The sequence below is a fragment of the Bacillus sp. FAU20 genome, assembly GCF_056033865.1.
Genome location: NZ_JBVYHY010000026.1, coordinates 705,375 through 727,366 on the forward strand (window position 1 = coordinate 705,375; position 21,992 = coordinate 727,366).

A 21,992-nucleotide genomic window follows, 5' to 3' on the forward strand; every position below is an offset into this window, starting at 1 on the left:
ACTATAGAAAAAAACGGTAAAGGTGGGAACAAAGGAATTGAGGCTACGATTAAAGCTGGTAAGTATTCATTTTATTGTTTTGTTAATGTTAAGTGTAAGTTTTGTCGTATATGTACCAAAAGAAGCATATGGATCCACGACTACCTTAGAAGGTCTAGGAGATATATCGCGTTATAATGCTGTTATCTTTGGTAACCATAAAGCAATAGGTGGCGACATTGAAGGAGCAATTGCAGTTCAAGGTGATATGGATGCATCGGGGTATACGATTGTAGGTGCAGCAGCAGGAACATCTAATATAGTAGGTGAAAAATGGGTTGATGAGAGATATCCGTCCTTGTTATTGTCTGGAAAACTAAAAAAATCAAGAGAAGAATCTTTTATCATTCAAAACGGAATAGTCGTAATGACAAAAGAGAGTGATCCAGATCGCATCATACAACCTTCTTATGATCGTATCGTTTATAAAGAAAAACTAGAAATTGACGCGAAATTTAATGAATTTCGCAATATAGTGAACCAAGTTAGTAAAAATGCAGGTCAATATAAAACGAATGCCCCAATTCCAAATATGAGTCATGGAATCGGAAAAGATATAAACAATCCTAATATTTATGTTTCATCAGAATTGACAGAGAAAATCAATGTAGATATAAGAGATGTATTTTTGCCCAATGCTAAGGACAAAGATTTAATTGTAATGTATTCAGATGCAATAGAAGTTACATTTAAAAATGGGTCTATTCTATATGACACGAATAATATTGGAAAGGCTACAGATATAGTTCCTACATCACAACCATATTCGCCTAATTCCCCGTTTACTGAGCTATATGGGAAAATGATTTGGGTTTTTCCAAATGCGAAAAAAATTACAACAGAGGGATATGGTGTCGTTGGGAGTGTGTTTGCTCCCAATGCTGTATTAGAAACAAAAGGCGGTTCGATTAATGGACAAGCATTTGTCGGTGCGGTACAACAAACTGGTGGATTTGAATTTCACAATTTCAAATTTAACTGGCAACATTGGAACAAGCCTAGTATAGGAAAAGTGAAAATAAAAAAGGTTGATAGTAATAATGATAATAAAAAATTGGTGGGAGCAAAGTTTCATATAGAAGATTCAAAAGGGAAAATAGTTGGAGAACTAGTAACAAATGAAGAAGGAGAAGTAATATCAAAAGACTTACCAATAGGAAACTATACCTTAGTGGAAGTAGAAGCACCTAAAGGTTACGAATTATTAAAAGAAAAAATAACTGTAAAAATAGAAAAAGATGCAGTAGTAGAAATTAAAATAGGAAATAAGAAATTGCCCGATCCAATGGGGAAAATGAAGTTAGTGAAAGTAGATACGGGAGATAAAAATAAAAAGCTAGCAGGGGCAAAGTTTCATATAGAAGATTCAAATAAAAAAGTAGTTGGGGAGTTAGTAACAGATGAAAAAGGAGAAGTAATATCAAAAGACTTACCAATAGGAAACTATACCCTAGTGGAAATAGAGGCACCTAAAGGCTATGAATTAGTAAAAGATAAAATAGCTGTAAAAATAGGAAAAGATACAGTAGTAGAAATTAAAATAGAAAATAAGAAATTGCCAGATCCGACTGGGCAATTTGAAATTGAAAAAGTTGATGATAAGGATAGTGAATTAAAGCTAAAAGGCGCTGTATTTCAAGTGTTAGATAAAGAAGGGAAAGAAGTTAGTAGATTAATAACGGATGAAAAAGGAAAGGTAATTTCCAACCAATTAGCAATTGGAAAGTATACGATTAAAGAAATAAAAGCACCGAACGGATACATGTTACTTAGGGATCCAATAGAAATAGAAATTACAGAAGCAGTAAAGACACAAAAAATAACAGTGAAAAATGCGAAGAATAATTGGGTAATTCCTAATACTGGTGGGAGCGGAACAACAATTTTTTACGTAATTGGTATTATGCTAATGTTTGGTGTGCTATATTTCTGTAAGAAAAATCGTATATTATGAACTAATTTTATAGAGTTAGACAGATCGTTGCGTTAGAGAGTTTTAGGGCATGAGTTCGGTATTGTACTGGACTCATGGTACTACATTTGTTGAAGGAGGAAGGATAATAGTAAACATAGAATATATTAATGAATTAAAATGTTTAAGAGGTGAACATGGTGGCAATAAAACAAGACGAAATTAAAGTAGTTGTCGGAGCTGGAGTGTTTAATAATAATCCAGGCTGGATTCAAACGCAAGAAGATGAACTTAACTTACTAGATAAAGCTACGTGGGAAGAAAGATTTGAATACAACTCTATTTCAGCTATTTTAGCTGAGCATGTATGGGAACACCTTACTTTTGAAGAAGGTGTAAGAGCAGCTGAAATCTGTTATGAATTTTTAAAACCATCTGGTCATATTCGGTGCGGAGTCCCTGATGCATTCTTTCAGGATGAGGTATATCAAAATATAGTTCAAATAGGGAGACCCGGTCCAAAAGATCATCCAGCAGCAAGTCATAAAATCGTTCATAATTATAAAACATTAACGAAAATGTTTGAAACTGCTGGATTCGAGGTAGTTTTACTTGAATATTGTGATGAAAGTGGTCGGTTTTATTACAATGAATGGGATGCAAACGACGGTGTTATTTTCCGTTCGAAAAGGTATGATTCTAGAAATAAAGGCGATAAACTTGGTTTTCCATCGCTAATTGTCGATGCGATTAAGCGCTAATCATTCAACAAAAAAAGGAGTTAATCCTATGATTTCATAAGTCGCAAATGCGGCTTTTTTATTTGTACGTAAATCTATATTTAATTTTCAATACTATATAACTCGATTTAGAAAATATTTAAGTTTTTCTCAGCGTCATTCACTTTAAATTAACACTTCGTTGACATAAATATTTATTTTATATTTATATTCGTGTAAAATGAAATGGGAACATATATTCTGTATAAGGGGGCAATCAAAATGATAGCTGAAATTGGGAAACTAACTGATGGATATATTGTAAAATTTGAACGCGAATTTCCATATACGGTAGAGGAAGTTTGGTCTGTATTAACAGAAAACAGTAAGCTGAAAAAATGGATGTCCAATTTACAGATTGAAAGCCTTAAAACTGGTGGAATAATAAAGTTCGACATGATGGACGGTTCATTCATAAATATTGATATTTTAGAGTGTCAACTAAACTCAGTACTTGAATTTACTTGGGATAAAGACCGTGTCCGATTTGAAATACATAAAGAGGAAAATAGTACTCTTTTATTCCTTAAAGAGTACATTAATGAATTAACAGATCATACACCGAGAGATATAGCTGGTTGGCATATTTGTTTAAATCTTTTTTCTTGCGTTTTAGAAGGAGAAGAGAAAGAATTTTCTAAAGATGAATGGCAACAATGGTTTGAAATATACAAGGGTAAGATTCATGAAGTTAGAGGGTAATTACATAATAGGTAATATTCATTATGTAATTATTATATTGCAAATATGTTTTTAATGAGAAATAAGAATAGAGGTTCATATGAAGGTAAATCAATTGATTGCTAGTCGCGATCGAATCAATAAGTGAATTTTTATAACCTAAAGAAGGAAGAGGATATAAAAGTAAATAAAGAAATATAATTCAAACGTTATAAACAGTTGACCCTCACACAATGTCATTGTTTAAAATAAAGTTGAGCTTCAAAGTAGATGTAACTTATAGGAGGAAATCATGTTTAAAATAGGGGATTTTTCAAAACTATCTTCCATTAGTATACGAATGTTGAGACACTACGATAAAGTGGAATTACTACAACCAGTAAAAGTCGATGAGCAGAGTGGATATCGATTTTATTCAGCAGACCAATTAAAAAAAGTAAATCAAATTCAAACGTTAAAAGCTATGGGGTTTAATATTGCTACCATCAAAGAAATAATAGAATGCGATAATATAGATACCATAAAAGAGCAATTTTTTAATCGTAGTGCTCAAATTAAAGAAGACATGAATAATCTCCAAAAACAATTACGTCTCCTCGAAGACTCAATGAAAACGATGAGAGAGGATGTTGTTGAGATGAATTATCATGTTTCCATAAAAGAAATTCCAGAAAGAACTGTAGCTAGTGTTAGAAAGATTATTCCATCGTATAATTGCGAAGGTGATTTATGGAGTATATTAATGCAAGAAATTCAAATGAAAAATATTAGTATTGCCCATCCGAGTTATAGTATTGCGGTTTTCCATGATCGTGAATACAAAGAAAATGATGTAGATATAGAAATACAGCTAAGTATTCTTGGTAAGCACGAAAATACAAAAGACGTTACATTTAAAAATATGAAATCAACCAATGTAGCTTCTATAACAGTTAATGGAAGTTATGAACAGATGACAGCTGTAAATGAGGCTGCAGCAAAATGGATTGAGACAGAGGGTTACAAATTAGCAGGCCCGATGTTTAATATTTATCATGTGAGCCCAGCAATGGAATCCGATCCTAATAAGTGGGTTACAGAAGTTTGTTATCCAATAAACAAATAAGTAATAAAAAAAGGCATGTTTTATGCCTTTTTTATTTTATTAATATCTCGAAATATATAAATCTTAATCTTTACAGTTTTCGTATCGGACTATATAAGGCAATAAAGACTTCAATTATTTTAGTAAAAGCAGCTAAAGCAAATATAAATACAGGATTGTAGGCTGAAATAATTCCACCTACTAATGCCCCCAATGGCATAGATAATCGTGTAAGTACACGAGAAAAACCTAAAACACGTCCTTGCAAATTGGATGGAACAGTTTCCTGCCGAATTGATGTAACAATCGTATTCCATGTGATATTACATGTCATCGCGATTCCGAAAGCAATTCCGGGAGCAAGCCAATATGTACTCCACAAAGCAAATGTTAACCCAAGCGCTCCTAAAAATAGGAGTAAAGGAATAAGTACACCACGTCGAAATTTCTTTTCTAAAGGAACGGCAATTAAGCTTCCTAAAAGCCCACCTATTCCTATTAAAGTATAATTATAGCCACTTTGTGCGGAGGTAAGATTTAATGTCGATAATAAATAATACATAAGTACACCTAAAACAGCACTTGCTCCAAAGTTACCTACCATAGCTTGAAGTGACAAAGCTATATTTAACCGATCATTTTTGAGCCATTTAAAACCATCAAACAAATCATTTAGTACATTTTGCAATGTTTTTTTATCAGTATTCTTTTTATTTAAGTTTTTCATAGAAGGTAATATAATCACAGCAATTAATGTAGCAATAAATGAAAGAACATTAATCCAAAGTACTTGAAAGCCGCCAATAAAAGATATGAAAAGCCCAGCTATGATTGGACCAAACAAACTAGCCAATTGATTAACCATTTGATATAAAGAATTAGCCTTCGTTAATGATGCACCTGCGATGTGTGGAATGACTGTAACAGTTGTTACATCAAAAAGCATGGACATAACTGCTAAGATAAAAGTAATTACGTATAAATGCCAGACTTCTAATAGATGTAATGCATGTAAAATTGGTACGAAACTTACTAAAATAATATTGGTAATATCCGCCATCCAAAGTAACTTTTTTCGATCATATCGATCAACTAGTACACCAACTAAAGGGCCAAATAAAACGATTGGCAATACATTAACAGCAAATAAAGAACTCATAATTACAGCTGAACCAGTTAATTGATAGGCAATCCAAGGCAGTGCAAAAGTATATAGTGAATCCCCGATTCGTGAAATGAGTAAACCAAAAATAAAAATCTTGTATTCTTTTGAAAAAGTTGTCTTGATAGTTAATCTTCGTTCTTGTACAAATTTCACAATTGTATGACCTCCCTTTTTTATAGAGGAACTTGAAAATAATCCGTCCAATACGTATTAAATATAGAATTCTGTAAGAAGTTGTTGAATCCTACTTTATAATATTGATTTTATATAAAATTGTAGGGAATAGAAATTAGGGCGGTTTTTATGCGAGGAGGCGGAATGATTCGAGAACAAAAGGGGTTGCTGGATAAAGAGTTAATCTTACGACCTTTTCCACAACTTTTGTTTTAGCAGAACTAATAAAAGAGAATCCTATATTACTTCAGCGATGTTTAAATTAGCAACAAAAGCCACTGTAATAAGGGGCTTTTGTTGCTAATAATTTAATGATATGTGTACCCTCCATCTGGAAATAATACATTACCCGTAGTAAAACTATTTTGCATTAAATATAGAACAGTATGTGCAATTTCATTATTATGGCCAGGCCTTTTTACAAGAGAAAGAGATTTATAAGATTCATAAGCATTATCAAGAAATACCACCTAAAGTAGAATATAGCTTAACTGAACATGGAAAAACAGTCAGTACTGTTTTGGATAGTATTTGTAGTTGGGGAAGAAGACATTTAGAACATATAGTTAAAGATAAACTATAAAATTATTATGTAAACCAAATGTAGTGCGAAGTTAAATGTTGTTTTAATAATTTTTATTTTATAATATATAATTAAACAGTGTTGTAGGTTATATTACATATTTAATTTATTTTTACAAAGGGGAAGTAATAAGATGAACAAATTAGAGTATAAAAGCTTCTATGATAAAGTAGGAAGATTAAATGGATGGGATTTTAGCAAAATAAAATGTGAAACTGTAGGAGATACATGGGACTTTTATAGTGAGGTAAAAGAAAGGTGTAAACCATCACATATTTTACTTGATGTTGGTACAGGCGGAGGAGAAAATGTACTTAACATAGCATCTTCGGCTAAATTGTTAATTGGAATTGATAATTCTAACGGCATGATTGAAACGGCACATTCTAACTTGAAAAAATCAGGTGTACAAAATGTTGAGTTTCTTCAAATGGGTTCTGAAGCTTTAACATTTCCGCATGCCCATTTTGATATTGCTTCAAGTTGTCATGCTCCGTTTCTAGCATCTGAGTTAGCAAAAGTAATGAAAAAGGGTGCCTTTTTCTTAACACAACAAGTAAGTGAGAATGATAAATTAAACCTGAAAGAAGCATTTGGCAGAGGACAATGCTTAGGTGAACGAGATGGCACTTTAAAAGAAAAGTATATGGATGAACTTATTAGTGCAGGATTTGATCTCGTGCAAGTACGCGAATATGATGTTACTGATTATTACAGTACGCCTGAAGATCTTATTTTCTTATTAAAACATACACCTATTATTCCTAGATTTGGAGAAGAGGAAGAGGATTTTACTATTTTACAAAAGTTCATTGAAACGAATAGTTCTGAAAAAGGGATTCGTACAAATTCAAAAAGATTTATGATTATCGCTGTTAAATTATAATATATTTTAGTGTAAAAGCTGCTTTTCATTTAAAGAAAAGCAGCTTTTTGTGTGGAAAAGAATGCAGGAAATGAAGGGTTTGAAACGTTACTATATTAACAATGAAAAATTAAACGTACATATTACTGAATGGGGGAATAAGGATAAACCTGTTATTTTTTGTTTACATGGATTAGGAAGTACGAGTTTAAGTTTTATAGAAATTGCTGAGGAATTAAAAGAAGAGTATAGATTTATCTCCGTTGATGCACCTGGACATGGTAAAACACCGCCCTTTGAAAGAACGGAAGATTATGAGATGCCCAATTTAGCAAATTGGTTAAATGAAATAATAAATGAATTGAGAATCGAACACTTTTATTTTCTATCACATTCATGGGGAAGTTTTGTAGCGTTATTTTATTTGTTACATCATCCAGAAAAAGTACAAGGAAGTATTCTTATTGATGGTGGATATCAAACAAAAAGGCTTCAAGAAGAAACGTTGGGAGAAGAAATTGCTTATTATAAAAAGGACTTTGATGAATACGTTTTTAATAATTGGGACGAATTTTTCAAAAGTGAAAAAGAAGCTTATACTAGGTGGTCTTCATTGTTAGAAGTTGCTGTAAAGGACCTAGGGGTCGAAATGGATAATAAAGTATGGTGGCATGCCAGGGGGAATACAGCTAGTAATATAATAAGAGGTATGCATAAAGATGAAACGATAGATATATATGAGAAGCTGCCGGCTAATATTGTATTACTTCGAGCTACAGTTCCACAAGTTTGGGCGGATTATAGAGATAAGACAGTAAATGTTTTCAAAGAGAAAACGGACAGTATAGTAAAAGTAATTCCTGATACTACACACATGTTGCACGGGGATAAACCAGAAATTGTTATAGTAGAAATAAAAAATAATTGGAGCTAACATATTCATACTAAAGTTGTAGTTTCTATATAAAAAATCCACCCTTCCGTTTGATTTTATCTATTTATAAGTGTAATACAATACGAATAGATAATAAGAAATGAGGGGGAATGTAAAGTGATTACACATATATCAGATATAAAACTACAAACGGTTTCCATAGAAGGGGTAAAACAAGTTTATAAGGACATATTATCTTTTCCAATAAAAAAAGAAACAGCATCCTTCATTCAATTTGAAGTAACTCCTTATACAACAATTAGTTTTCAAGAAGTGTATGAACCAATTGTACCTGCACATTTTGCTTTTGAAATCCTATATTCAAAATTTCATGAAACAGCAAGATGGCTTGAGAAGTCTGGATTACTCATTGCGAAATGGAAAGATGGTCATATAATTGATGAAGAGGATGGTCGATTCAATTTATACTTTAAAGACGGAGATGGAAATCTACTCGAAATTATCGCGCATAGTTATGTTAAAGAAGATGTATTAGTACCGTATTCACCTTTAAACATTTTATATGTAAGGGAAATCGGTCTTCCCGTTAAGAGTGTACCTGTTTTTAGGGAATGGCTGAAATCAAATCTAAATATGAAAACGATGGAAGATGGGGATATTTTTAACTTTGTAGTTGGTGGCACTGCTTATGTCGTCGCAACTTGGTGGCAGCGACCTTGGATTCCAATCGCGATGAAAGCTCTATCACCGAAAGTACACGTTTCTTTCGGAACAGCAGACGTCGCATTTTTACAGCGAATCCAAAATAACTTTAAGAAAAATGGTGTATCATTTGAATGTAAATGTAATGAAGTATCATTTATTGAGCAAGGATATACATTTTCAATTGTGCATACATCAGAGTTTCATTCTGATATTCCTAAACAATTAAACTTACCGCTTTCTATTTAAGAATGAAAAGCGGTAAGTTTTTTGTATATTCGTGAAGAAGGTTTTAACTAGGGTTATAGTGAATGTAAAGAGAAGTACAAGGTGTTATTTTAATTTATGTTAAGGGGAGAAATGAAGTGGTTTTAGGTAATCCGATTGCAAAAGGAAATACAGCAGAAATTTATTTAACTGATGATAAGGTTGTAAAATTATTTAAAGATTACCTCTCAGATACAGAGTCTATGAATGAAGCAAAAAAACAAAAATATGCGTATTTATGCGGGCTGCCAGTTCCAAAAGTATTCGAAGTGACAAAGATACAAAATAGACAGGCAATTATTATGGAATATGTAAAAGGAGAGAACATTGGTGATCTCCTGCTTAATAATTTGAATGAGGCAGAGCGTTATATCGGCCTTTGTGTTATGTTAATGAGCAAAAAAAGATCCATGCTATACGTGTGAATACAGATGAAATGGAGTTAATGAGGAAAAGGTTAGAGCGTCAAATTAAATCTGTACATAAATTGGATGAAAGCAAAAAGAAGAATATATTACAAAAATTAGATTCTATTACATTTGATTTTAGGCTATGTCATGGAGATTTTCATCCATTTAATTTGATTTTGAGTAAGGAAGAGAAAGTGAAAGTTATAGACTGGGTAGATGCAAGTTCAGGTGATATTCGCGCAGATGTATTTCGAACATACTTGTTGTACTCACAATCTTCGGTAGAATTAGCTGAGATGTATTTACATATATATTGCAGTCGTACCGTCTTATCAAGAGATGAAGTTTTTCAATGGGCTCCTATTATTATTGCAGCTAGATTTTCTGAAAAAGTATCACCGCAAAATGAAGTGTATTTGAAAAGATTATTGAATCAGTATTTATAAGTCATAAAAAAGGCTGTCAGCAAATTAATAAATGCTGTTGTTTAACCAAAGTTTCCTTATAGTAAAACAATAGCATTCTTAAATGTTGATATAGGTATACTTATTTTCGATCTTCATCCTATAAAGGTTCATAATCCGTACTTGTTCCTCCGTTAATTCTTCTTTATCCCAATACATATGTATTAAGCTATATTCAAAAAATCTCCTTTAATTTAATAAATAATGGAAACTTGTCTATCATCTCTTTTGGTAGTTCATTTTCCTCTTGATAGCCTTCAAATAGTGCTTTTGTAATAGAATACTCATAGTCAACGATATTTCCATTTCCAGCAAATGAATATTCTATCGCACTATAAATAGGAACGGCTAAATCGAATATGTAAAAATGTTTTTGGAATGAATCCAAGAGAATATCAACCTAACAAAATGTCTATTCAATCATTTCTTACACTAAATTTAAATAAAGAAGGGGCGTTTAATATGAACATTTCTAGAAAAATAGAGGTTGAACAGTTGCGAAATAGGAATAGTGAGCTATTTGATAAAGATGTACTTAACATATTGAATGGTCAAATGATGTGTGAAGAATTTAAAACGGAGAAGCTAATGGGTGAGTCTGATTATGCCCCATTTAACGAGGCCATGTGTGTAAATAGCGCTACTGCACAAGTTTTTGATGAAGAGTTTATTAAAATAAGAGCAGAAGGTCATAACAGTTCAGTCGAAAATTATGCAAAAAAAGTTATAGATCCGTTAGAAAATCTATTTGCGAAAAAGTATAAATGTATTGTTTTATGGTTTGATGAAGATATGTTTTGCCAAATGAATCTACTTACTATACTTTCATATCTTGAACAGTCTTGTTATGAAGGGAAAATATATTTAAATAGTTTTAGAGAGGATGAATTTAAAGTAAGTCAACTTGAACTAAAATTAGGGAGTTATTCTACTATATACAATGAAGTAATGGTGAATCATAAAAAAACATCCCATAAAGTACCACCTGTAATGTATCAAGCTATAGATTTATATTTAAATATGTTAGGAGAAGATAATATTATAGTGAAATTCATCAATAAAAATAAAGATTTATCAACTCAGGAATTATTATCAAAGTTGTTTCAATTTTTTCCAACAATTGGATATGGTGATGCTCAGTACATAGAATTGATAAATAAAATAAAGAAGAAAGCTGAACCTAAAATATAGGAACAGCTTACTTCTTACAATTGTTCAAGTGACTCTAATTCGTCCTCTACAAATAACATTAGTTCTTTAATCGTTTCTCCAGAAAAATCAAAACGAATTCCAGCCGCTTCATATATTTCCGGTAAAGATTTAGAGCTACCTAATGATAAAGCTTTTTTATAATTTTCTATTGCTTGTTTAGGATTTTCTTTATATTGTTTATACATTTGCAACGCACCAAGCTGTGCAATAGCATATTCGATGTAATAGAATGGTATTTCGAATATGTGTAATACAGGTAACCAGCCAGTTGCGATCCAATTTTCATACCCTTCGATATTTACGACGTTTGATTGGTAAGTGTTATGTAATTCTAAATATTTTTCGTTTCTTTCCTTAGCAGTATGATTAGGATTTTCATACATCCAATGCTGGAATTGATCAACGATAAGCATTGGGGGTAAATATTTAACAATATCTTTAAAGAAATCTAATTTTGCTTTTATAAATTCTTCACTATTATCATAAAATGTACCCCAATATTCCATCGAAAATAATTCCATCGTCATGCTAGCGAGTTCAGCTGATTCAGAAGGGATTTCTAAATATTTTTGTAGCTCTAACTGCTTCATACATTCATTATGAATACTATGACCCATTTCATGGAGGAAAATAGTAACATCATCATGTGTATGATTGAGATTCATGAAAATGAAAGATAATCGAGAAGCAGGCAAATATTCGCAAAATCCTCCTGGCGCTTTTCCTTTACGACTTTCTAAATCTAAGCAATTATTTTTATGCATACGATTCAGTAGTATAGAAAATTCAGGGTCTAGTTTATGTAAAATATAAGAACTCTTTTCGATTAATTCACTCGCGTCTTCAATTGGTTTTAATGCTTTTTGATTTGGTGCGGTTGCTTTTAAATCCCATGGACGAAGACTATCTACTTGAAGTTCAGATTTTTTCTCATTAAATATTTTATCGATAAGTGGTACTACGTATTTACGAATAGATTCAGCAAGCTCATAGCAATCATCAGGCGTATAATCAAAACGTTCATGTTTTTTAAACATATAATCACGATAATTATCTAATTGAATATTTTTAGCCTTTTGATGACGGATTGCGATTAATTCATTTAATATATGTTGTAATGTATCTTCAACAGATAAGAATGTTGCAGAAATGAGCGTTTTTGCTTTTTTTCGTATATGACGATCTGGATCTTGTAAGTAAGACTGTAGTTCAGTAACTGTTTTTTCTTCACCGTCCCATTGTGCAGTTAAACCACCTGTAATTTCGAAGTACTCGGTTACTAGTTTATCTTCAGTTATCTCTAAATCAATGTTCTTTTCACAAAATAATGTTTGCGCATTCTTAATTCTTTTGTCTAGTAAGCTATACTTTTTTACATCAAGTTCCATTCGAAAAGGTGACTCTAAATATTTATTATCAAATGAATTTTGATAACGTTTCAAAAGAGGGCGTACATATTGTTGATCATATTCAAAAGTATCTTTTATTTTTTTATTATTTGTATTACATTGAAACGCGATATAGTGCGATGTTAATTGTTCTTCAATTTCCCAAATGACTGTAGATTGTTTTTTTAACCAGTTTTCAAGCTCTAGCTTTGAAGAAATCTCTTTATTTAATAAAGTAAAAAGAGTCTTTTCTAATTCTAGAACGTTACTAATATCAATTGTATTTAAGCGCTGCATGACATATCCCTCACTTTTTATTTACTTAAGGAAGTATTCTTCTTCTTTACTACAATCCCTTTTTTTACTAAGAAGTTTGTGCCCACTACTCCAAGAACAATCAAAATTGTTCCGATGATGTGATAGTATGCGATTTGTTCATGTAAGAATACAACACCCGCGATAATTGTAATAAGTGTAGATAAATTGCTAAAAACACTTATTTTAGCTGCTTCAATATAAGATAAGGAATAGTTTAATAGCAATGCCGTCAGCAAGGACGATAGTAACCCTAAATATAAAATTGAGATAAGAAATGTTCCATTCGTAAAAGGTTTAAAGTATACCGTTATTGTACCTTTACTTATATGGCTGGCGATTGCGATTAAATTAAAGCTAATAAAACCGATTACTGTCATAGTGTAAGTTAAATCCATTAGTTTGAATTTCTTCGTCATTTTTCGAGCTAACACATTATAGAAAGCAGATGATAATGCCGATAGCAAAATAAGAATAACACCTATGAAACTAGTTTCATGAGTTCCTATACCATTCATGATAAATATATAAATGACACCAATGACAGAAATGAGTACAGAGATTTTTTGCCATGTATTTGTATACTCTTTTAAAAAATAGGAAGCTAACATCATTGTAAATATAGGAATCGCCGCTTGTATAATTCCCGCCTCAGAGGAACTTGTATACAATAAGCCAAAAGCTTGAAAAGCAAAAAAAAGTGCTGGATAAAAAAACGCAATTGGTAAAAGAGAAAGTATGTTTTTTAATGATATATTTAACTTTACGAATCCAAAAATAATCGGAATATTTGCTGCTATGAAAGCAACTGTAAAACGATGAGCCAGAGTATCAAGAGGGCTTGTAATGGTTAGTGTTAGTTTCACGAATAAAAAGGAAAATCCAATAATAAATGAATAGAGTAAAGCTGATAAATATGCCTTTGTTGTAAGTTTCATAATTTCACCTCATAGTAACTGATTTTTTACTGGCCAGTATACGTACATATTAATCTTTCTGATCTAGTGCTACAATGTGAATAAATACAAACTGTACCGGTACAAAATAAACGTAAGAGGTGTCATAATGTATAAGTATTTACATGTTTTAAATGATTTAGAAAACATGATTCAATATGGAGAGATAAAAGAAGGAAAGAAATTACCGTCTATACGGTCACTCGTTATGCAATATAAGTGTAATAAGGCAACAGTTATACGTGCACTTCACGAATTAGAAAAGCGTCATATTATTTATTCCGTGCCTCAGAGTGGATACTACGTTGTTAAAAAATCAGGGAGTACCATAGAAAGTAACGAGATAATTGACTTTGCCTCTTCAGCACCAGATCCAGATGTTTTTCCATATTTAGATTTTCAACATTGTATTAATAAAGCCATTGATACATATAAAAATGACTTGTTCGTATATGGGACGCCAAAAGGTTTACCGTCTTTAATTCCGGTCATTCAAAAACAATTAGCAAACTATCAAGTCTTCACTAAAGAAGAAAATATTTTTATAACGTCAGGTGTACAGCAGGCGCTAGCAATATTAACTTCTATACCATTTCCAAATGAAAATGAAACGATATTAATTGAACAACCAACATATCATCTATATATTGAATATCTAGAAATAAACCAAATTCCTGTAATTGGTATTAAACGTATGAATGAAGGGATTGACTTAAATGAGTTGGAACGTATTTTTCGAACAGGTAAAATAAAATTCTTTTATACAATACCAAGATATCATCATCCGCTTGGAACTTCTTATTCTAAAGATGAGAAAGAAAAAATCGTATTATTGGCTAAGAAATATAATGTATTTATAGTGGAAGATGATTACTTAGCAGATTTAGAAACGGATTCGAAAGCTGATCCGTTATATAGCTTGAATCATAATAATCATGTCATATATTTGAAAAGTTATTCGAAGATTATTTTTCCAGGTTTACGAGTTGGTGTAGCAGTTATTCCACCGATTATTGCGAATGCTTTTTATACATATAAAAAAATTTTAGATATTGATAGCCCAATGATATCTCAAGCTGCTTTAGAAATTTATATAAAGAGTGGCATGTTTGAACGTCATAAAAATAAAATTAAATCTTCCTATCACGATAGATCTAAAAAATTAGCAGAAACACTAGAAAGAACTCATAGTGAAAACCCACTTTTATTCACATATAAAAAGCATAATACAATTGGAATTCATACTTGTTTAAAATTACATAAAACGAGTATTTCAGAAATGTTTTTCCAAAGACTAAGTGAAAAACAAATAAGTATTGATACAATTGATAAAAATTATGTGAGAGGTTTTCCGCAAGAAAGACTATTAAAGTTAAACGTATCGAATGTAAAGGAAGATAGGATTGAAGAAGGAATTCGTAAAATAATAGAGGAAATCAAACAATTGGAACATATAACCTTCCAATTTAAAAAAGAAAAAAATGAATAAGTAGCTTTGTTGTGAGACGCAAAATAATTCTTTTGTTTGTGTGTATCGCTATAATAATTGAATTTATTTTTGTAACTGAATATTATAATAAGGATGATAATTATAATCCTTCAAAGATACATGGCACGATTTATTAGAAGATAATTCCTAAAGCCAATGCTTAATTAAGGTTATGGCGGGTGTAAACCAATTAGAACGTGATCTGATCCGTACGTGGAAACATAAAGGGATTGAGCTGAATAAGAAAGAAGGAAAATTTAAAGGTCGGTTAAAGAAATACCATAAAAATCATGCAGGGATGAATTATGCAGTAAAGCTTTATGAAGAGGTAGATATGAATGTAAATGAAATTTGTGAAATTACAAATGTGTCTAGGGCCTCATTATTTAGAAAGCTATCGGAAAGGAACAGTTGATGAGTTATACTAAAAATCAGAAATATATAATAAGGGATAAATTCCATAGAGAGGTGGAATTACATGCCTAAAATTGATAATATGTTAGCGATTCTATGGATGCTTCGCTCAGATAAAAAAATTACTGCAAAACAAATTTCAGAAAAGTTAGAGATGAATATAAGGACTGTGTATCGTTATATTGATACAATTTCAACAAGTGGTGTACCTATAATTTCAGAACCAGGACATAACGGTGGATACACGTTATTAAACAATTTTATTGAGGCTCCTCTTTTTTTTGATTTTGAAGAGCAAACTTCACTATTTCACGCTGCTGTTTTTGCAGAAGAAGCCGGATATTATGGAGGTGAAGCATTAAATAGGGCCATTTCAAAACTAAGTAAATACTCAAATCAAGAGCAGGAAGCAAAGATAAACCGACATTTAAGTAGTCTAGAAGTAATAAGTCGATTTAGTTCATCCTCTATGGAACATTTTTTGAAGGAGTTGGAGCAGGCCGTAACTGATGGGTATTCAGTAAAAATTCTTTATTATAAAAGTGGGAAAAAGCAATTAAATTATAGATTGGTCGATCCGTACAGAATTATCTATTGGAATAATAAGTGGTATGTGATTGGATTTTGTCATCTTAGGAATGATATCCGTAGTTTTAGGGTAGATCGAATTGAAAATTTAATGCTAACCGAAAATAAGTTTAACCGGCCAGAAAATTTTTCAGCACGTGACTTTTTTATAAAAAATCTTCTTCCAACTATAGAAGATAAGGAAGGGATTATTTCTTTGGTTATTAGTGGGGATAAAAGTGTATTGGATGATATTTGCCAACATTGGTTTTTAGGGCATTATTTACAAGTGCGAACTTCAAATCAAGCAGTTTTTCTTCTTGAAAAAGATATGATACATACATATGTACCTTATTTACTTTTACCGTACAATAAATCTATTAAAGTTATTGAGCCAATAAGTCTTAAGAAAAGACTTATTGAAGTTCTGTCGGAATTAATAAAATTTCATGAAGTATGATAACTTCCCTGACGTTAACTGTCAGGGAAGTTATATTATAATATCCATATCAATTGTGATTGGAGTGATATGGGATGCAAACAAAAAAAGTTTTTCTATATGTATTTAATACAATGTCGGACTGGGAATATGGATATTTAATTACCGAACTAAATTCAGGAAGATATTTTAAAAAAGATTTAGTACCTTTAAAAGTAATTACAGTAGGAGCTAATAAAGAAATGATTACTACTATGGGGGGACTGAGCATAAAACCAGATATTTCCCTTGATGAATGTACTTTTGAGAGTAAAGATCTTTTAATTTTACCAGGAGGGACTACTTGGAGTGAAGAGATTCATCAACCTATCTTGGAAAGAGTTGGCCAAGCTTTAAAGTTTGGTACTATTGTTGGTGCAATTTGTGGTGCAACTGAGACCCTTGCAAATAGGGGATACTTAGATACTAGAAAGCATACAACTAATAATTTAGAATACACTAAAATGGTATGTCCTAACTATAAAGGAGAAAAATTCTATGAGTTGAGATCTGCGGTATCTGATGCGAACTTAGTTACTGCATCAGGAATAGCTCCTCTGGAATTTGCGATGGAAGTACTGAAAAAATTAGATGTATTTGCACCAGATACATTACATTCATGGTTTAACCTAAATAAAACTCACAAACCTGAATACTTCTTTCAGTTAATGAATTCAATAAATTGATGAACTAAAAAATCAACTAAGCAGATTTATATTTGTTTAAATAGTAACCATGCTCTAGACAATGTCAAAGCATGGTTATTGAATATAACTTAAAAATGGTTATAAAGTAATGAAAATTCCTTAACTTTGTATATTCGTATTTTCCTGACGTTACCTCTATAAAAGGAAATATGATAACAATCATATACCGAAAGTGATAGAACTGAGTTATAAAAAGTAGAAGAAAAGTGTTATGTTAATAATTTTTAGAGCACCCAATTGTTGAGTGCTCTTTTTGTTTAGGACATAATTGTTTTAAATGGAAATAAACTACCAATAGATGATATCTTTAAAGTATAGCATTTATTTTGAATGGGAGTTATTGGTTTACTCGCTTGTTATTTCTTAAAATCCTATGTAGGTGTTGAGCATGTGGATGTTGTTGAGCCAAATAAAAATAGAAGAGAATTTGCAAAGAAGTTTGGTGCGAAAAACCTCTTTGATTCAGAAAAACAAATAATAGAAACATATAATTACGGTTTGGAATGTTCTGCTACAAATAGAGGGTTTCACACATTACAAAAGGCTATTAATAGTAATAGAGCGATATGTATTCTTTCTGATGGTAATATAGAAGACTTAACATTAACCGCCGAATTTTATCGAAAAGAATTGAAAATCATTGGTTCAAGTGATGGATATGGTTACCAAAAACATGCAGATTGGTTTTTTAGTCAAATAGAACAGACGCCATGGATAGAAGAGATTTTTCAATATGAAATTCATTATACTGCACTTGAGAAATGTTTTGAGGAATTAAGTCAAGGAATAATTACTCCTTTAAAAGTATTTGTCTCATATGAATAAAATGACAACGTACTTGTCACGTAGCTTACATATATTTTGTCATTAATATGATAATAAAACGAGGAGTAGCATGTACGTGTTAATTTTTAATAGGCACAACGGGTTGTTGCTCTTTCATTATGTACAAATCGTATATTATCTTTCTCAATGTACATATTAAGTAAAGTATTTAATATCACGTACATAAAAGGCGGGGTTATATGGATGGAAATAAGAAAAATGAAGAATTGAGTAAATTTAAGAAACAATGGTTTAATGAAGATAATCAACCAGTAGCTGGTATAGAGCTAGCTTTACCGCCTGATATAGGCAGCATGTTAGACTTGAAATCAGTTGATGATAAAAGTGGAGAAAGTAATAATGAATAAGTTTAATCTATAAGCATCCATTTGGGTGCTTTTGTTTTTTTGACAATAGAAAATAGATCATCAAATTCTTATTGAAAAAAAGTGGATCTAAATAGATCCATTTTCTATATATGTAAGTTTTAATTTTCACCAAAAAGTTTAAAGTGCATCTAGCATGCTAATAACATTTACCATTAAAGGATTGGGCTATTATGCATATTATTGTTGAAAGCATTACTTTAATTCTCACTGGGATTCTTGCATTAAAAATGACAGGTAGTAAATCTGTTAGCCAAATGACAAGAGTTGAAATCATTATAGTAGTATCAATTGCGCGTATTATTATAGAGCCTGTATTAAGTAGGAAAGTAGTCCCATCTATATTCGCGGCCATCATATTTGCAAGCATACTACTTATCATTCATTTCTTTGAATTGAAATCAAGGGAGGTGGAACAATTTCTAAATGGAAGTAGCATTGGCTTTTTTTATTTTCTACAAGCGTAAGGATTAATAAAATAGGGTGGATTTTAAACCAGTCATTATAATAGATATAGACTTATAATTATGCTATATTCAATGGACCTAAAGTGAATGTGGTAAAAAATTAATTTGGCATAGGTAGCCGCAGTGTAAAAGTTGATAAGTTTTTAATGTGATACTAAAAATGAGATGAAAACAAGGAGATAGAAACATAATGGAATTTTGGGAATCAAGTTTTATTGAGAAACAAACAATGTGGGGATTTGAACCTACAGAATTTGCAATTTTGACAAAAGATTTTTTTCTAGAAAAGAACATTAAGGACATATTAGTTCCCGGTATTGGATATGGTAGAAACGCAAAGGTATTTATTGAAAATAGTATAAATGTAACAGGTATTGAAATTTCGAAAACAGCGATCGATTTAGCAAGAGAAAACGGACTAGAAGATGTTAGTATGTATCACGGTTCAGTAAAGGAAATGCCTTTTGATAATAAACTGTATGATGGGATATTTAGTCATGCACTTCTTCATTTGTTGAATGGACAGGAAAGAGAAAAATTTATTGAAGATTGTTATAATCAGTTAAAACCAGGTGGATATATGGTTTTTACAACTGTTTCTAAAAAAGCTCCCATGTACGGAAAAGGAAAACAGTTGGATAAAGATTATTATGAGATAATGGAAGGTGTAAAAATGTTCTTCTATGATTCTGAATCTATAAAAAAAGATTTTAATCAATATGGATTAGTACAAGTTTCGGAAATTGATGAACCAAATAAGAACATAGTAAATAAACCTTCAATCAATTTCTTAATGATAAAATGTAAGAAAGAACGATAACTAAAAGTTATTAAGAATGATTAAAGATGTTTATATATTGATTATGCACAAATAAAAAGGACAAGCATATAATATAAATACCTTTTAACTTTAAGTAACCTTAACTTTCGTTAATAGGGTATCTCAAAATCCCCAAAAGAGCACTTGCGGAAACAAGTGCTCTTTTATTTTTTTGTTTCATAAATATTTATACTTGTAAATTTCGTGCAATAAAAATAAATCTGAGAGAAATAACCATATCTTTATTATACGATTATTTCTGAACTACAAACGTTATAGCATTTGTTTTTAATTGAATGTGTCTTTCATTACGAACTATATTATAAGCTAATTCTTTTATTTCAACTTTTACTTCTTTCCATCCTTTATAAATGCTTTTTAATAGACGTATCATTTCTTCGGTTGGGAGATTAATTTCAATTAAAGCTTTTACTTCTTCATTCGTTTTTAAAACAATTTCTTGTATGTTAGAGTTAATAATTAAACAATTAATACCGCCGTTTTTTGTACCTCTTTTCATAGATTGGAGTACATTTTTAAAATCTTCTTCTGATTTGACATGTTCCAAACTTGATACTGCAACGATATAGTCATAAGTATTAGATCTAATATGATAGTTTTCAATTGCTGCTTGTTCTGTTTTTATAACCTCGAATACGTCATGTTCTTTGCTATAAATTTGTAGCTTTGTTAAAGCGGAATCAAGTAAATCAACACATGTAACAGTTCCGCTAGCATTTTTAATCTTTTGTGCAATTGGAATGCTATTTCTACCGACGCCAGAGCCAAGATCAAGCACTTGTAATTTGTTTTTCTCTTCAAAGTAGTCCATTAAATCAATAACTGTTTTAACCGGCTTGTGAAGCCAAGATCCAGTTTCAAATAGTTTATATTGTTCATAGCAAAGATCGTGATATTCCTTTTCTTCTTGTCTTATGTAATCGATACGGTTCATATTGTGTCAGTTCCAATATTTTCATTACAAAATGAATAGGTGGGGCAGCCTTTAACATTTGTTTGAATTCGAAAAATACCACCAGCATGTGGATACTGTTTTAATTCGTCATCCGTCATTCTTGTTCTGGCTGTTGTAACATATAAATCAGTTAAGTTAGGCCCACCAAACGTACATGATGTTACATATAACGCAGGAATTGGAATACTTAATATTTGTTCTCCAGTAGAGGGATTCCATCTAGTTATTTTTGAACCTCCCCAATGTGCAATCCATAAACAACCTTCTTCGTCAATTGTCATACCATCAGGTAGACCGTCATTTTCAGAGAAAATGATTACATCACTTGGATTATGAATTTCTCCAGTACGTATATTATATTGATAGCGAACCACTTTTTTAGTAGGTGTATCTATAAAGTAAAGGTATGTATGATCAGGTGACCAAGCCATTCCGTTTGAAGTATTTACATGTGAAATTTTTTTCTCTACACTTAAATTATTATGTAAACAATATAAGGAACCTGCAGCATTCATACCGTATGTATCTGTAGTACCTGCCCAGAAACGACCAGCGGGATCACATTTTCCATCGTTAAAACGATTTTCTATTAAATGTTGTTCGGGGTCAAAAATATGTGTCAGTTTTTCTGTATTTACATTAATAGAATAAAAGCCGTTTTCCATAGCTAAGAGTAGTACATCCTCTAAATATGGAACAACACAGCCAATTTGTTGATTGAGAGCAATTACTCGGTTCGTATTAGCGGTAGGATTGTATATGCATAATTTTCTCTCCATAATATCAACCCAATATAAAAGTTGCTTTTTTTCATTCCAACATGGTCCTTCAGCTAAACTTGCTTTAGCATCTAAAACTAATTCTATATCACTGAACAAGATGTTCACCTCGCGTTATAAGATATTAATATAATTCGATAAGAATAGAGGTAAACCTTTTAGTCAGAGGATATTAAGATTTATACTGTAGAAA

At 31.3% G+C, this 21,992-nt stretch carries 18 protein-coding genes and 7 pseudogenes; 18 read left to right on the forward strand and 7 right to left on the reverse strand.

From position 1 onward, the window contains the following. Positions 1-37: 37 nt before the first annotated feature. From AC0OM3_RS25390 to AC0OM3_RS25405, 4 genes are all read left to right on the forward strand, one after another. Positions 38-1,993, forward strand: a complete 1,956-nt coding sequence (locus AC0OM3_RS25390) for a SpaA isopeptide-forming pilin-related protein (protein ID WP_474213189.1) — start codon at positions 38-40, stop codon at positions 1,991-1,993. A 158-nt stretch (positions 1,994-2,151) separates the two neighbouring features. Continuing rightward, complete coding sequence (locus AC0OM3_RS25395) at positions 2,152-2,712, forward strand: class I SAM-dependent methyltransferase (RefSeq protein ID WP_033690256.1); 561 nt, start codon at positions 2,152-2,154, stop codon at positions 2,710-2,712. A gap of 240 nt (positions 2,713-2,952) precedes the next feature. After that, positions 2,953-3,432 carry an SRPBCC family protein gene (locus tag AC0OM3_RS25400; protein WP_000559846.1) on the forward strand — a complete coding sequence of 160 codons (480 nt, stop codon included), beginning with the start codon at positions 2,953-2,955 and terminating at the stop codon, positions 3,430-3,432. Between the two features lie 271 nt (positions 3,433-3,703). Next, the gene (locus tag AC0OM3_RS25405; RefSeq protein ID WP_000472626.1) at positions 3,704-4,516 is read left to right on the forward strand and encodes a MerR family transcriptional regulator; all 813 of its coding nucleotides are present in this window, start codon (positions 3,704-3,706) and stop codon (positions 4,514-4,516) included. Between the two features lie 70 nt (positions 4,517-4,586). Here AC0OM3_RS25405 and AC0OM3_RS25410 read toward each other — a convergent pair whose 3' ends face one another. Together AC0OM3_RS25410 and AC0OM3_RS25415 are read right to left on the reverse strand one after the other, a co-directional pair. Then, positions 4,587-5,813, reverse strand: coding sequence for an MFS transporter (locus tag AC0OM3_RS25410; RefSeq protein ID WP_000673888.1), 1,227 nt, complete (start codon positions 5,811-5,813; stop codon positions 4,587-4,589). Positions 5,814-6,142: 329 nt separating this feature from the next. Then, positions 6,143-6,286, reverse strand: a pseudogene (locus AC0OM3_RS25415) (SDR family oxidoreductase); the annotation flags it as partial. Between AC0OM3_RS25415 and AC0OM3_RS25420 the strand changes: the two are divergent. The 5 genes and pseudogenes from AC0OM3_RS25420 to AC0OM3_RS25440 form a co-directional block, all read left to right on the forward strand. Next, a pseudogene (locus AC0OM3_RS25420) lies at positions 6,283-6,417 on the forward strand (winged helix-turn-helix transcriptional regulator); the annotation flags it as partial. The pseudogenes AC0OM3_RS25415 and AC0OM3_RS25420 overlap by 4 nt on opposite strands. Positions 6,418-6,550: 133 nt before the next feature. Then, positions 6,551-7,303, forward strand: coding sequence for a class I SAM-dependent methyltransferase (locus AC0OM3_RS25425; protein WP_474213190.1), 753 nt, complete (start codon positions 6,551-6,553; stop codon positions 7,301-7,303). A gap of 79 nt (positions 7,304-7,382) precedes the next feature. Continuing rightward, positions 7,383-8,216, forward strand: coding sequence for an alpha/beta hydrolase (locus AC0OM3_RS25430; RefSeq protein WP_033690253.1), 834 nt, complete (start codon positions 7,383-7,385; stop codon positions 8,214-8,216). A 117-nt stretch (positions 8,217-8,333) separates the two neighbouring features. Further along, a complete protein-coding gene (locus tag AC0OM3_RS25435; RefSeq protein ID WP_474213191.1) occupies positions 8,334-9,128 on the forward strand; it encodes a VOC family protein in 795 nt (264 codons plus the stop codon). Positions 9,129-9,244: 116 nt separating this feature from the next. Next, positions 9,245-10,002 (forward strand): annotated as a pseudogene (locus AC0OM3_RS25440) (aminoglycoside phosphotransferase family protein). Positions 10,003-10,080: 78 nt separating this feature from the next. On the opposite strand, the pseudogene AC0OM3_RS25445 reads toward AC0OM3_RS25440, so the two are convergent. Continuing rightward, positions 10,081-10,396: pseudogene (locus AC0OM3_RS25445) on the reverse strand (protein kinase); the annotation flags it as partial. A 2-nt stretch (positions 10,397-10,398) separates the two neighbouring features. On the opposite strand from AC0OM3_RS25445, the gene AC0OM3_RS25450 reads away from it, so the two are divergent. Then, complete coding sequence (locus AC0OM3_RS25450) at positions 10,399-11,211, forward strand: AraC family transcriptional regulator (protein WP_474213192.1); 813 nt, start codon at positions 10,399-10,401, stop codon at positions 11,209-11,211. Between the two features lie 14 nt (positions 11,212-11,225). Here AC0OM3_RS25450 and AC0OM3_RS25455 read toward each other — a convergent pair whose 3' ends face one another. Together AC0OM3_RS25455 and AC0OM3_RS25460 are read right to left on the reverse strand one after the other, a co-directional pair. Beyond that, positions 11,226-12,917, reverse strand: a complete 1,692-nt coding sequence (locus tag AC0OM3_RS25455) for a M3 family oligoendopeptidase (RefSeq protein WP_474213193.1) — start codon at positions 12,915-12,917, stop codon at positions 11,226-11,228. Between the two features lie 17 nt (positions 12,918-12,934). After that, positions 12,935-13,873, reverse strand: coding sequence for a DMT family transporter (locus tag AC0OM3_RS25460; protein ID WP_000779453.1), 939 nt, complete (start codon positions 13,871-13,873; stop codon positions 12,935-12,937). A 127-nt stretch (positions 13,874-14,000) separates the two neighbouring features. On the opposite strand from AC0OM3_RS25460, the gene AC0OM3_RS25465 reads away from it, so the two are divergent. From AC0OM3_RS25465 to AC0OM3_RS25500, 8 genes and pseudogenes are all read left to right on the forward strand, one after another. Further along, positions 14,001-15,380, forward strand: coding sequence for an aminotransferase-like domain-containing protein (locus AC0OM3_RS25465; protein ID WP_474213194.1), 1,380 nt, complete (start codon positions 14,001-14,003; stop codon positions 15,378-15,380). Positions 15,381-15,486: 106 nt separating this feature from the next. After that, positions 15,487-15,795 (forward strand): annotated as a pseudogene (locus AC0OM3_RS25470) (helix-turn-helix domain-containing protein); the annotation flags it as partial. 63 nt (positions 15,796-15,858) lie between these two features. Then, positions 15,859-16,821, forward strand: coding sequence for a helix-turn-helix transcriptional regulator (locus AC0OM3_RS25475; protein WP_001124115.1), 963 nt, complete (start codon positions 15,859-15,861; stop codon positions 16,819-16,821). A gap of 74 nt (positions 16,822-16,895) precedes the next feature. Then, entirely contained in the window at positions 16,896-17,525 is a 630-nt protein-coding gene (locus AC0OM3_RS25480) for a type 1 glutamine amidotransferase family protein (protein WP_474213195.1), read from the forward strand. A gap of 351 nt (positions 17,526-17,876) precedes the next feature. Continuing rightward, a pseudogene (locus AC0OM3_RS25485) lies at positions 17,877-18,371 on the forward strand (MDR/zinc-dependent alcohol dehydrogenase-like family protein); the annotation flags it as partial. Positions 18,372-18,571: 200 nt separating this feature from the next. Next, positions 18,572-18,739, forward strand: a complete 168-nt coding sequence (locus tag AC0OM3_RS25490) for a hypothetical protein (RefSeq protein WP_000348946.1) — start codon at positions 18,572-18,574, stop codon at positions 18,737-18,739. A gap of 191 nt (positions 18,740-18,930) precedes the next feature. Next, positions 18,931-19,197 (forward strand): annotated as a pseudogene (locus AC0OM3_RS25495) (DUF421 domain-containing protein); the annotation flags it as partial. 217 nt (positions 19,198-19,414) lie between these two features. Next, positions 19,415-20,044 (forward strand): class I SAM-dependent methyltransferase, encoded by a 630-nt coding sequence (locus AC0OM3_RS25500; RefSeq protein ID WP_474213196.1) that lies wholly within the window; start codon positions 19,415-19,417, stop codon positions 20,042-20,044. Between the two features lie 253 nt (positions 20,045-20,297). On the opposite strand, the gene AC0OM3_RS25505 is transcribed toward AC0OM3_RS25500, so the two are convergent. Together AC0OM3_RS25505 and AC0OM3_RS25510 are read right to left on the reverse strand one after the other, a co-directional pair. After that, the gene (locus AC0OM3_RS25505) at positions 20,298-20,999 is read right to left on the reverse strand and encodes a class I SAM-dependent methyltransferase (protein WP_001079444.1); all 702 of its coding nucleotides are present in this window, start codon (positions 20,997-20,999) and stop codon (positions 20,298-20,300) included. Beyond that, positions 20,996-21,898 (reverse strand): SMP-30/gluconolactonase/LRE family protein, encoded by a 903-nt coding sequence (locus AC0OM3_RS25510; protein ID WP_000490520.1) that lies wholly within the window; start codon positions 21,896-21,898, stop codon positions 20,996-20,998. Before AC0OM3_RS25510 ends, AC0OM3_RS25505 begins: the two co-directional genes overlap by 4 nt. Between the last annotated feature and the right edge of the window lie 94 nt (positions 21,899-21,992).

Excerpts from the sequence above, each read along its gene's own strand:
- AC0OM3_RS25400 (WP_000559846.1), top strand. The coding sequence starts at position 2,953 with ATGATAGCTGAAATTGGGAAACTAACTGATGGATATATTGTAAAATTT.
- AC0OM3_RS25405 (WP_000472626.1), top strand. The coding sequence starts at position 3,704 with ATGTTTAAAATAGGGGATTTTTCAAAACTATCTTCCATTAGTATACGA.
- AC0OM3_RS25425 (WP_474213190.1), top strand. The coding sequence starts at position 6,551 with ATGAACAAATTAGAGTATAAAAGCTTCTATGATAAAGTAGGAAGATTA.
- AC0OM3_RS25450 (WP_474213192.1), top strand. The coding sequence starts at position 10,399 with ATGAATCCAAGAGAATATCAACCTAACAAAATGTCTATTCAATCATTT.
- AC0OM3_RS25455 (WP_474213193.1), bottom strand. The coding sequence starts at position 12,917 with ATGCAGCGCTTAAATACAATTGATATTAGTAACGTTCTAGAATTAGAA.
- AC0OM3_RS25460 (WP_000779453.1), bottom strand. The coding sequence starts at position 13,873 with ATGAAACTTACAACAAAGGCATATTTATCAGCTTTACTCTATTCATTT.
- AC0OM3_RS25465 (WP_474213194.1), top strand. The coding sequence starts at position 14,001 with ATGTATAAGTATTTACATGTTTTAAATGATTTAGAAAACATGATTCAA.
- AC0OM3_RS25475 (WP_001124115.1), top strand. The coding sequence starts at position 15,859 with ATGCCTAAAATTGATAATATGTTAGCGATTCTATGGATGCTTCGCTCA.
- AC0OM3_RS25480 (WP_474213195.1), top strand. The coding sequence starts at position 16,896 with ATGCAAACAAAAAAAGTTTTTCTATATGTATTTAATACAATGTCGGAC.
- AC0OM3_RS25490 (WP_000348946.1), top strand. The coding sequence starts at position 18,572 with ATGGATGGAAATAAGAAAAATGAAGAATTGAGTAAATTTAAGAAACAA.
- AC0OM3_RS25500 (WP_474213196.1), top strand. The coding sequence starts at position 19,415 with ATGGAATTTTGGGAATCAAGTTTTATTGAGAAACAAACAATGTGGGGA.
- AC0OM3_RS25505 (WP_001079444.1), bottom strand. The coding sequence starts at position 20,999 with ATGAACCGTATCGATTACATAAGACAAGAAGAAAAGGAATATCACGAT.